Below are 11,738 nucleotides of genomic sequence, written 5' to 3' on the forward strand. Positions count from 1 at the left end.
AGTGCCCCGGCCACGAGCAGCGCGGCACCCACCGCGTAGGCGAGCAGCGCGGCCGCCGCGGAGCGCGCCGCGGCGCCGAGCAACGGCGCTGCCGACGGGGACGTCGCCTGCAGGTGATCGCCGAGGGCCGACCAGCGCACCAGCGCTGCGCCGGTGCACGAGCCGAAGAGCAGCAGCGACGCGAACGCCACGGCGACCGGTGCGGCGCTGCTGGTGCCGAGCGACGCCGCTGCCGCCGCGATCGTGCAGGGCACGGCGAACGCGGCCGTCTGCAGCGCGCCCGCAGCCAGCAGCGTCTTCGGGCGTTCTTCTTCGAGGTCGGCGGCGACGTCGGCCAGCCCGCAGCCCGCGCGCCACGCGAGCACGCCCAGCAGCACGGTCATGCCGGCCGGCACGAAGAACGCCTGGACGCCGCCGACCGTGATGCCGCCGTGCAGTGCGGCCAGGAAAGTCAGCAGTCCGGCGCGGATGGCCGATCCGGCACTGCCCGAACTCCCCGAGGCGGGCAGCCACGCGATCGCGACTAGGGCGATGGCGGCTGCGGCAGCGAGCAGAGCCGTGCCCGCGCCGGTCCATACGGCCGCACGCCACAACGATTGGCCGGCCGCCTGCGGCACGACGCTGCGCCGCGCCGTCGAGTCGTCGCGCGGTGCCGGCATCCGTTCAGACTGACAAAGCGCCACGCCGATCTGCGGCAGACGCGCCGCGGGTGATCAGGTCACGCGAACTTCGGCTGCACTGTCCGGGCAGGACGGCTGCCGGGCACGACGGTTGCCGGGCACGACGCCTGCCGGGCACGACGCCTGCCGGGCACGACGCCTGCCGGGCACAGCATGGGTTGCCCGACGAAACGCCAACTATGTGCCGCCGAAGCGACGAATAGTTGGCGTTTGTGCGCGCCGAGGATCAGTGCTCGTCCGGCGGCGCCCACCGACTCGCACCATGTGACTCACCGCTCTCGTCGCGGCGCTCTCCGGACTGGTTGTCTTGCTCACCGCCCGGTTCTGCGCCGGATTCCGCACCCGACTCGTACCGGCTTGTCTCGCCGAAGCCGCCGGGCATGAACGAGCTGGACGTGGGCTCGCCGCCGGACGCCGGCCCCGAACCCGGTGGCGGGGCATAGGGGTTCTCTTCCGGCGTCGGTTCGTCGCCGCCGTAGACAGGGGATCCGCTCGGCGGCGGTCCGTAATCGGGCGCATCGTCGTGCTGCGTCGACGCCTCGGCGGGCTCCGCGGCGCTGGTCTGTGATGACGGGGTCGCGAAGGCCTGCGTCGGTTCGTACGTCGGCGGTGCTTCCGGGGTCTGTGACGCGGGCGGCTGCCCGTAATACGGCTGCCCCTGTGACTGGCCGTACTCCGACTGCCCCTGCGATTGGCCGTAACTCGACTGCTGCGGTTGGCCAGAGCCCTGCTGTTGACCGTAGCCGGACTGCGCCTGTTGGCCGTAGGGCGACTGAGCCTGTTGCTGGCCGTAAGCCTGCTGCTGCCCGTAACCCTGCTGCTGCCCGTAACCCTGCTGCTGGCCGTACCCGTATCCGGACTGGTTGCTGCCGGCCCGACCGCCGGTCAACGCCGACAGCGAGCCGCCGCTCTGCCGGAAGGAAAGGAACGCAAGCACCGCACCCGCGATGGTGAGCACCAGTGCCGCCCAGTAGCCGAAGCCGTGCCCGACTTCCGGGTGGATGGTGCAGCCCTGAAAGCTCTCGCTGGCCGGGACCTTGACGGGATCGATGAACAGGGCGAGCAGGGTGGAGATGGCGGCGAGCACGAACGCGCCGGCCGCGACAAGGCGTGCCGGCACCGGCAACTTCACCTGCGGCGCGAACACGTGTACGGCGACCGCGACGGCACCGATGAGCGCAAGCAGAACGCCGAACCAGCCGAAGAAGCCGTGCCACGCGCTCTCGGAGTTGTTGTCCGTCGCTGACGCGACGCTGTTTCGGATGGACGCCGGACAGCTGCCCGACAGCGACGTGTCCGCGGTGTAGTACTGGATGAACGAGAAGATGAATGTGAGGACACCGGCTGCGATTACGGCCCAGTCGAAGGGCTTGACCGCGCGGAAGTCGAACCCGGCGCGGGTTGGCCCGCCAGCACCATACTGCCCGTACGGAGCGGCTTGACCGTACTGGCCGTAACCCGGTTGCCCATAAGGCGACGGTGCGCCGTACTGCCCGGCTTGCTGCTGCTGGCCGGGCTGGCCGTAACCGCCCGGCTGAGGCGGCTGCCCGTAACCGCCCTGCTGAGGCGGCTGCCCGTAACCGCCCTGCTGAGGCGGCTGCCCGTAACCGCCCTGCTGAGGCGGCTGCCCGTAACCGCCCGGCTGACCCGGCTGCCCGTAACCGCCCTGCTGACCCGGCTGCTGCCCGTAACCGCCCTGCTGAGGCGGCTGGCCGTAACCGCCCGGCTGAGGCGGCTGGCCGTAACCGCCCGGCTGAGGCGGCTGGCCGTAACCGGGCTGGCCTGGCTGCCGGTTACCACCGGGCTGTTCGTTGCCGGCCTGCTGATCGTCCTGCTGGCCCTCCGACGATTCGGATGGTCCCGGCCGGTCGTTCCCGGGTGGGCCGTAGGTCATCTCAGATACCAGCCTCTCGCAGGTGGTGCGATGGATCTTGATCGATCGAGCCTAGCGTTCCATCAGGTGCTGGCGGTCAAACATCGGACGCACCCGCCCGGCCGGCTCGAAAGCCCGTGAACACGTCGAAGCCGGGACGCGCACGGATGCACGTCCCGGCTTTGAAGACTGTCGTTCGGGCCCTCAGCTCCCTGACGGCGGTCCATAACTCGGTGGCGGCGGCGATCCGGGCGGTTGGCCCCCGGTGCCCGGATTGCCAGGGGTGGGGTGGCCGGCGCCAGGACCCGCTGTACCAGGTCCGGGGGCACCCGGACCTGCGGCCGGACCGGGCCCGGCACCGGGTGACGGTGCCGTGCCGTAACCACCCGAGGCCGGACCGCCGGGCGTCGGCTGGCCGCCGTAACGGGCCGCCGGGCCCTTGTCGCCGATATTCGGCACCTTGCTGCCGAGCGCGCCGGGCAGCACACCGCCGGTCTGCTGGAACCGCATGAGGCAGAGGACGGTTGCTGCCACGATCAGCACGAAGCTGGCCCAGTAGCCGAAGCCGTGACTGAAGTACTGATCCGGGACGTCGGTCGGGTTCAGGAACATCGTGATCAGCGAGCACAGGAACGCGACGGCGAACAGCCCTAGGGCGATGAGTCGAGGTGCCGCCGGCATGCTCACCTGCGAGGCGAACAGGCTGACTGCGATCACGGCGGCGCCCGCCAGTGCGAGCAGCGCCGCCAGCCAGCCCAAGAAGCCGTCCCCGAACGCGCTCTCACTCGTCGAATAGCCGAATGCACTCGCGGAGTAGTAGTCGAACAGGGAGAAGATGAACGCGAGCAATCCCGCGCCCATGATCGCCCAGTCCAGCGGGTTCACCGTTTTCGGATCGAACCCCGGGCGGCCGCCCGGTCCGCCCTGACCACCCGGCGGCGGGTAGCCACCACCCGGCGGGGGGTAGCCGCCACCTGGCGGCGGCCCGAACTGGCCCGGCTGACCGGGGCCGGGCGGCGGCGCGGGCGGCTGGTTGCCCTGGTTCGGCGGCTGGAAGGTCATGAGTACTCCTCATCGCAGGCCGGAATGACCAACTGGCAGAACGTTGAGAGCAAGCTAGCGGTCTGGCCGCGAGTTGGGAACTACATCAGGCCACGCGGCACGAACGAGCACGCGAAGAATCCGCCCTCACCGGGCGACATCCGGGTCATTTCGGACGATAAGGCGAGCAGGCCGGCGGCGCCGGCGCTTGATCAAAGTATGGCCGTGGTCGATATTCGACCACGGCCATACTTTGATCAACGGGTGGGCCGACGCTCGACCCCCCGCGCGCGTCAGCCGAGCAGGTCGCGCATCAGGCGCGCGGTCTCGCTCGGCGTCTTGCCGACCTTGACGCCGGCCGCCTCGAGGGCTTCCTTCTTCGCCTGCGCGGTGCCCGACGAGCCGGAGACGATCGCGCCGGCGTGGCCCATCGTCTTGCCCTCGGGCGCGGTGAAACCGGCGACGTAACCGACGACGGGCTTGGTGACGTTGGCCTTGATGTAGGCCGCGGCGCGCTCCTCGGCGTCGCCGCCGATCTCGCCGATCATGACGACGGCGTCGGTCTCCGGGTCGTTCTGGAACGCCTCGAGGCAGTCGATGTGCGTGGTGCCGATGATCGGGTCGCCACCAATGCCGACGCAGGTCGAGAAGCCGATGTCGCGCAGCTCGTACATCATCTGGTAGGTCAGCGTGCCGGACTTCGACACCAGGCCGATGCGCCCCGCCTTGGTGATGTCGGCGGGGATGATGCCGGCGTTGGACTTGCCCGGGCTGATCACACCGGGACAGTTCGGCCCGATGATGCGCGTCTTCGACTGCGCCGCATGCGCCCAGAACGCCGCGCTGTCGTGCACCGGTACGCCTTCGGTGATCACCACGGCAAGCGGGATCTGCGCGTCGACGGCCTCGATGACCGAGTCCTTGGTGAACGCCGGCGGCACGAAGCCGACGGTGACATTCGCGCCCGTCTCGGCCATCGCCTCACCGACCGAGGCGAACACCGGCAGCGTGGTGCCGTCGAAGTCGACCTTCGTACCGGCCTTGCGGGCGTTGACACCGCCGACCACCTGCGCGCCCGAGGCGAGCATGCGGCGGGTGTGCTTCGTGCCCTCGCCGCCGGTGATGCCCTGGACGATGATCTTCGAGTTCTCGTCGAGCCAGATGCTCATGCCGTCACTTCCCCGCGTTCGCGAGCTCGGCGGCCTTGTCGGCCGCGTCGTCCATCGTGTCCGCCAACGTCACCAGTGGATGCGCGGCCTCGGTGAGGATGCGCCGACCCTCCTCGACGTTGTTGCCGTCGAGGCGCACCACGAGCGGCTTGTTCGCTTCCTCGCCGAGGATCGACAGCGCCGTGACGATGCCGTTCGCCACCGCGTCGCACGATGTGATGCCGCCGAACACGTTGACGAACACCGAGCGCACCGAAGGGTCGTTCAGGATGACGTCGAGGCCCGCGGCCATGACCTCGGCCGACGCACCGCCGCCGATGTCGAGGAAGTTCGCCGGCTTGACGTGCCCGTGCTTCTCACCGGCGTAGGCGACGACGTCGAGCGTCGACATGACCAGGCCCGCGCCGTTGCCGATGATGCCGACCTCACCGTCGAGCTTGACGTAGTTGAGGTGCTTCTCCTTGGCCTTCTGCTCGAGCGGATCGGTGGCCCGCACGTCGACGAAGTCGGCGTTGCCCGGCTGGCGGAAATCGGCGTTGTCGTCCAGCGTCACCTTGCCGTCGAGCGCCACGACGCTGCCGTCGCCGACCTTCGCGAGCGGGTTGACCTCGACCAGCGTGGCGTCGGTCTTGACGAACGTCTCCCACAACTCGACCAGCACCTGTGCGACCGGCTCGACAAGCTCCTGCGGGAACTTCGCGGCCGCCGCGATCTCGCGGGCCTTGGCGTCGTCCACGCCGACGTTGGCGTCGATCGGCACCTTCGCCAGCGCTTCCGGCCGCTCGACGGCGAGCTGCTCGATCTCCATACCGCCCTCGTAGGACGCCATGGCGAGGAACGTGCGATTGGAGCGGTCCAGCAGGTAGGAGACGTAGTACTCCTGCTGGATGTCCGCGCCTGGGTCGACGAGAACGCGGTGCACGGTGTGGCCCTTGATGTCCATGCCGAGAATTTCGGTCGCGGCGGCTGTGACATCAGCGGGCGTCTTCGCCACCTTGACACCGCCGGCCTTGCCCCGGCCGCCGATCTTGACCTGCGCCTTGACGACGGTGACGCCGCCGAGCTTCTCGGCCACCGCCTTCGCTTCGGCCGGCGTGGTCGCGACCTCGCCGAGGCTGACCGGTACGCCGTGCTCGCGGAACAGTTGCTTGGCCTGGAACTCGAACAGATCCACTTGGTACGCCCGTCCTCGTTGACTGTGTTGCAAAGCCCAACCTACGGACCCTATCGACCGCCCGCGGTGCCGGTCGCCGCCGTGAGACCGGCTTCACGCCCTGCCGCGGTCAGCCGGCGGGCGCGCCCACGTGGCCGCGCACCCAGGCGACGATGTCATCCATCGTCGCGCCCGGGGTGAAGATCTTGGCGACGCCCTGCGCCTCGAGCTCGGGGATGTCGGCCTCCGGGATGATGCCGCCGCCGAAGATGATCACATCCGTGGCGTCGTTCTCGGCCATCAACTCGAGCGTGCGCTTGAACAGCGTCATGTGCGCACCGGACAGCACGGACAGCCCCACCGCGTCGGCGTCCTCCTGGACGACCGTCTGCACGATCTGTTCCGGCGTCTGGTGCAACCCGGTGTAGACGACCTCCATGCCGGCGTCGCGCAGCGCACGGGCGATCACCTTCGCGCCGCGGTCGTGGCCGTCCAGCCCGGGTTTGGCGATGACGATGCGCAGCGGAGCGGCCATGGGCGCAGCTTATGCCGGGCCGGCGGGCCGCTCGGTGAGCAGCTGGATCAGCCGGCAGTCGGCGGCGATGCCGGCCAGCACGCCCGGGATGTGCGTCCACTCCTCGGCGGTTCCTCGGCCCTCGCCGCGGAAGGTGCCGTCGTGCACGATGCCGTCGAGTCCTGCCGCGTAGGCGACGTTGACGTTCGACGAGCTCCACGCCCGCAGCACCGGCTCGTGGCCGACGTCGCGGACGGCCTGTACGAGCGCCTGCACCAGCCGGTGGTCGCGGCCGCCCGGCAGCCGCATGGCCGGCTGCCGTTCGCCGTCGCGGATCGTCACTCCGACGCCGGCGGCGGTTGCGGCACTGTGCGCGGCGTCCCGGGTCGCGGCGTCCAGCCGCTCGAGCTCGGCCGGGTCGGTGCTGCGGATGTCCACGCCGACGGAGCCGGTGGCCGGCGAATGGTTGAACACGTCCCCCGCGTGCAGGCGGTTGACGCGGCGCGTGGACAGCGGGTCGGCGTCCCACGGGGGTGCGTGCCGCGGCAGCGGATCGTCGTCCAGCGCGGTGATAAATCGGGCCATCGCGTCCGGCACCTCGGACACGCCACCCTGCAGCGAGTGCCGCGGCTGCGCCGTGAACTCGAACATCAGGCCGGCGAAGCCGATCGCGTTCCAGCTGACCGTGCCGACGCCGCCCATCAGGTCGACGACGTCGCCCAGATCCGCGCCCCGCTCGGCCACGAGCGCGTGCATCCCGCTCAGCCCGGTCTCCTCGCCCAACACCCACGCGAGCGTGACGCGCCGCCACGGCCACGGCCGGGGCTGCGCCTGCAGGAATCGCAGGATCGCGAGCGCGGACACGTCCGACGACGTCGTCTCGGTGGCCGGCCCGACGAAGCGGTCGCCGTCGACGACGAGGACGTCGCTGGCGGCCCGGTGCGCGGCGACGGTGCCGAGGTCGTCCATCGTCGCGATGAACGACATCGTCGCCTCGCCGTCCCCGTCGACGGTGACCACGACGTTGCCGACGGCGTCGACGACCGGGTCGGCTCCGCACGCGCGGGCGAGCCGGGCGATCACCACGGCGCGGTCAGCCTCGGCGCCCTGCGGCGCCGGGACGCGCGCGATCGCGGCCCACTCGTCGAGGATGCGGGCGGTGTCGTCGGCAACGAAACCGCGGGCGTCGATTGCCGGCTGCCCTGTCATACGCCCGGCAGGGCGGCGCGTGCGATGTCCTGCACCAGGTCGATGCCGCCGGCGAAGGACGACCCGTGCTGGGTCAGCACGGCCATCAGATAGGTGTGCCCGTGCCGACGCACGATGCCGAGGCTGTCGACGAGCCAGCGGTTGTCGTCCAGCGAGCTCGCCAGCCACCCGTTCTTCAAGGATGTGTCGTCCGGGTCGTCGGCGAGCGTCGCGACGCCCCACCGCTGGTCGGACTCGACGTTGCGCATCAGGTGCAGCACGTAGTACTGGGATGCGTCCGTCAGCGGGCCGTGTTTCTCGACGAGCGCCTGCAGCAGCGCAAGCTGATCGGTGGCGCTCGTGCGCGTGAATCCCCAGTAGATGCCGGGCCCGAGGGTGGTGTGCCGCAACCCCAGCGTCGCGTTGGCCTTGCCGACCGCCTCCCGGCCGCCCTCGCGCGTCCACAGCGTGTTCGCGGCGTTGTTGTCGCTGTGCTCGATCATCGCGGTGACCAGCTGCCGGTCCGAGCTCGACAACGCGGTGTGCCGCTGCTGGTGCTGCAGCATCAGCGTCTCGGCGATGTCGACCTTGGCGATGCTGCCCTCGTACATCCCGCTCGTCGCACCCGTGCTGAACGTCGCGCCGGTCGTCGTGTCGCGGATCGCCACCGAGTAGCCGCTGTGGCCGCGCGCGCCGGCGAGTGCCCGGACGCGCTTCGCGGCGCGGATCTGCGCGGCGCTCGGCCCGTGCGAGGTCGTGGCCGGTCGTGTGCTGGGAGTGGCCGGCGGCGTGCTGGTCGCCGGTGCGCTGGTGCTCGTCGGCGTCCCGCTCGGCGGTCCGGACGACGAGCGGTGCGCAGGTGCCGCGCCCGACGAACACGCGACACAGGCGAGCGCGATCGCGGCGGCGACCGCGCAGATTCGCGCGGGGCGTCGCCTGGCCGTACTCACGGGACGCCAGTCTACGAAGCGGCCGCGACCTACGCGTGGTGCTCCGCGCGCTGTCGTACGCCGTAGGACAGCGCGCAGGTGCACATGTCCTCACCAGGTTGTATTACGCCCGTCATACAGGCTGCGAGAGAGTCCCGACCCCGACATCTGATCGCACCCGAGCCGCCGGTAGTCGGCTCAGAGCTTGTGCACGGGCGCGTAGCGCAGCATCAGCCACTTGGTGCCGACGTCGCCGCCGAAGTCGATCTGTGCCTGGGCGCCGTCGCCGCTGCCGCGCACGCCGACCACCGAACCGAGCCCCCATGCATCGTGGGTGACGCGATCGCCGAGATCGAGTGACGGTACGGCCCGGTTGCCGACGCCACCGCGCAGCCGGCCGGAGGACGCGAGCTGTTCCTGCGCCGACGGCTGCCGCGCGCCGCGCGCACGGGAGGCCTTGTAGCCGTGGTCGCCGTAGCGGCCGCTGCCGGCGTCGTCGTCGCCGTAGCGATCGACGAACGGGCGGCGGTCCACGGCGCCGGTCCAGGTGGCGAGCTCGGCCGGGATCTCGTCGAGGAACCGTGACGGCGGGTTCCACGACGGCGCGCCCCAGGCCGAGCGCGACAGCGCACGGGACAGGTACAGCCGCTCGCGCGCCCGGGTGATCCCGACGTAGGCGAGCCGGCGCTCCTCGGCCATCTCCGCGGGTTCGCCCAGCGAGCGCATGTGCGGGAAGACGCCGTCCTCCAGCCCGGTCAGGAAGACGACCGGGAACTCCAGGCCCTTCGCGGTGTGCAGCGTCATCAGCGTGACGACACCGCCGGACGCGTCGGGTATCGAATCGGCGTCGGCCACCAGCGACACCTGCTCGAGGAACGCGTCGAGCGTGGCCGGCTCGGCTGTGTCCACGGCGCCCGCGCGCTGTTCCTCGAACTCGCGGGCGACGCTCACGAGCTCACGCAGGTTGTCCACCCGTGACTCGTCCTGCGGATCCGACGACCGCTCCAGCTCGGCAAGGTAGCCGCTCTGCTCGAGCACCGCCTCGAGGACGGTCCCAGGCGTCGCGTCCGGGCCGGCGGCCACGCCGCGCAGCGTGGTCAGCATGGTGGTGAATTCCTGGATCGCGTTCAGCGAGCGCGCCGCGAGCCCGGGCACGACGTCGGCGCGGTCGAGCGCGGCGCCGAAGGAGATGCGCTCGCGCTGGGCGAAGACGTCGACGCACGCCTCGGCGCGGTCACCGATGCCGCGCCGCGGGGTGTTGAGGATGCGGCGCAGCGACACGACGTCGTCGCCGTTGGCGATCACCCGCAGGTAGGCCAGCGCGTCGCGGATCTCCTTGCGCTCGTAGAAGCGCACGCCGCCGACGACCTTGTACGGCAGCCCGACGCGGATGAACACTTCCTCGAACACCCGGGACTGCGCATTGGTGCGGTAGAACACCGCGACGTCCGACGCAGTGGCTCGATCGGCGTCGGAGAGCGCATCGATCTGCTGCGCGACCCACGCGGCTTCGTCGTGCTCGTTCTCGGCGACGTACCCGGTGATCTCCTCGCCCTTGCCGGCGTCCGACCACAGGTTCTTCGGCCGGCGGTTCGGGTTGCGCGCGATCACCGCGTTGGCGGCCTCGAGGATCGTCTGCGTCGAGCGGTAGTTCTGCTCGAGCAGGATCGTCGTGGCGTCCGGGTAGTCGCGCTCGAACTCCAGGATGTTGCGGATCGACGCGCCGCGGAAGGCGTAGATCGACTGGTCGGCGTCGCCCACCACCGCCAACTCCGCAGGCTCGTACGGAGCGTTCGGCTCGGGGACGGTCAGCTCGCGCACCAGGACGTACTGCGCATGGTTGGTGTCCTGGTACTCGTCGACGAGCACGTGCCGGAAGCGGCGGCGGTAGTGGTCGGCGACGTCGGGATGATCCTGCAGCAGACCTACCGTCGTCATGATCAGGTCATCGAAGTCGAGGGCATGGGCGTCGCGCAGCCGCGCCTGATAGCGCGTGTACGCCTCGGCCAGCACCTTCTCCGGTCCGGTGCCTGCCTTCTCGGCCCAGGCCGGCGCGGTGACGAGTTCGTTCTTGAGGTTGCTGATCTGGGCGAGCAGCGAACGCGCCGGGTAGCGCTTCGGGTCGAGGTCGAGCTCGCGGCCCACCATCGTCATCAACCGCTTGGAGTCATCGGCGTCGTAGATGGTGAACGACGACTTCAGGCCGAGCGTCTTGGCCTCCGCCCGCAGGATGCGCACGCACATCGAGTGGAAGGTCGACACCCACATCGCGCGTGCCTTCGGTCCGACCAGCGCGGCGACGCGCTCCTTCATCTCCCCCGCCGCTTTGTTGGTGAAGGTGATGGCGAGGATCTGCCCGGGCGTGGCGTTGCGCTCGGCCAACAGGTAGGCAACGCGATGGGTGAGCACCCGCGTCTTGCCCGAGCCGGCGCCCGCGACGATGAGCAGCGGGCCGCCCTCGTGCACGGTCGCGGCCCGTTGCTGGGGGTTCAGGCCGTCGAGCAGCGTCGCCGGGTCGGCCGCGATGCGGCGACGCGAGGCCGCCTGCGCAGTCTCCGGGGCCTTCGCGGTGGACGCGGCGGCGTCCTGCGCCGCGGCGTCGAAGAGGGTGTCGAGGTGCTGGCTCATTCGGCCTTCGAGCCTACGTCGGTCCCCCGACGTCGGTGCCGCTTGCCGCACGGCGCGGCGGCGTGCCACCATGTGGTCGTGCACAGCCACCGATTTTTCTACGGGTACCGCTACGCGGTCCCCGTTGCTGGCTGATCCACCGACCACCACCAACGCCCCGGGCCGCACGGCGCCGGGGCGTTCGTCTGTGTGCCCCGGCTCGGCCCAGAACCGAAAGGCACCAGCGATGACCAGCTCCGCCGCCGACGTCACGATGCCCGGCCTGCCCCCAGGCACCGCCGCGCCGCAGTCGGCAGACGTCGACGTGCTCCGTGCCCAGATCGACGCGATGGACGACGCGATCACCCGCCTCGTCACCGAACGCGCCCGGCTGTCGGCGCGCGTGCAGCGCGAACGGATGAGCGCAGGCGGCACCCGGGTACAGCTCGGCCGCGAACGCGTCATCCTCGACCGCTACCGCGCCGCCCTCGGCGGGCACGGGCCGGCACTGGCCGACGCGGTGCTGCAGGTCTGCCGCGGCACCCGCTGATCCGCCTTCGCCACACACCCCCACCCCGCCGATC

The 11,738-nt window shown here is 70.7% G+C and carries 9 protein-coding genes and 1 pseudogene (1 of these 10 running past the window's edge); 1 reads left to right on the plus strand and 9 read right to left on the minus strand.

Annotated features, from left to right (window positions below; genetic code table 11):
- From ACFFCN_RS14300 to pcrA, 9 genes and pseudogenes are all read right to left on the minus strand, one after another.
- Nucleotides 1–659: pseudogene (locus ACFFCN_RS14300) on the minus strand (DUF6350 family protein) (it extends 690 nt beyond the left edge of the window).
- 247 nt (nt 660–906) lie between these two features.
- Entirely contained in the window at nt 907–2,574 is a 1,668-nt protein-coding gene (locus tag ACFFCN_RS14305; protein ID WP_375492654.1) for a hypothetical protein, read from the minus strand.
- 183 nt (nt 2,575–2,757) lie between these two features.
- On the minus strand, nt 2,758–3,615 hold the full coding sequence (locus ACFFCN_RS14310; protein WP_375492656.1) for a hypothetical protein: 858 nt from the start codon (nt 3,613–3,615) through the stop codon (nt 2,758–2,760).
- A gap of 272 nt (nt 3,616–3,887) precedes the next feature.
- A complete protein-coding gene (sucD, locus tag ACFFCN_RS14315; protein WP_375492658.1) occupies nt 3,888–4,763 on the minus strand; it encodes a succinate--CoA ligase subunit alpha in 876 nt (291 codons plus the stop codon).
- A 4-nt stretch (nt 4,764–4,767) separates the two neighbouring features.
- A complete protein-coding gene (sucC, locus tag ACFFCN_RS14320) occupies nt 4,768–5,937 on the minus strand; it encodes an ADP-forming succinate--CoA ligase subunit beta (protein ID WP_375492660.1) in 1,170 nt (389 codons plus the stop codon).
- A 109-nt stretch (nt 5,938–6,046) separates the two neighbouring features.
- Nucleotides 6,047–6,451 (minus strand): cobalamin B12-binding domain-containing protein, encoded by a 405-nt coding sequence (locus tag ACFFCN_RS14325; protein ID WP_375492662.1) that lies wholly within the window; start codon nt 6,449–6,451, stop codon nt 6,047–6,049.
- Between the two features lie 9 nt (nt 6,452–6,460).
- Nucleotides 6,461–7,639 carry a hypothetical protein gene (locus ACFFCN_RS14330; protein WP_375492664.1) on the minus strand — a complete coding sequence of 393 codons (1,179 nt, stop codon included), beginning with the start codon at nt 7,637–7,639 and terminating at the stop codon, nt 6,461–6,463.
- A complete protein-coding gene (locus ACFFCN_RS14335) occupies nt 7,636–8,568 on the minus strand; it encodes a serine hydrolase (protein WP_375492666.1) in 933 nt (310 codons plus the stop codon). The genes ACFFCN_RS14330 and ACFFCN_RS14335 overlap by 4 nt, the downstream gene beginning before the upstream one ends.
- 177 nt (nt 8,569–8,745) lie before the next feature.
- On the minus strand, nt 8,746–11,175 hold the full coding sequence (pcrA, locus tag ACFFCN_RS14340) for a DNA helicase PcrA (RefSeq protein WP_375492668.1): 2,430 nt from the start codon (nt 11,173–11,175) through the stop codon (nt 8,746–8,748).
- Between the two features lie 226 nt (nt 11,176–11,401).
- Between pcrA and ACFFCN_RS14345 the strand changes: the two genes are divergently transcribed.
- Nucleotides 11,402–11,704, plus strand: a complete 303-nt coding sequence (locus ACFFCN_RS14345; RefSeq protein ID WP_375492670.1) for a chorismate mutase — start codon at nt 11,402–11,404, stop codon at nt 11,702–11,704.
- Nucleotides 11,705–11,738: the final 34 nt, after the last annotated feature.

The organism is uncultured Jatrophihabitans sp. (assembly GCF_964246335.1).
GTDB lineage: Bacteria > Actinomycetota > Actinomycetes > Mycobacteriales > Jatrophihabitantaceae > Jatrophihabitans.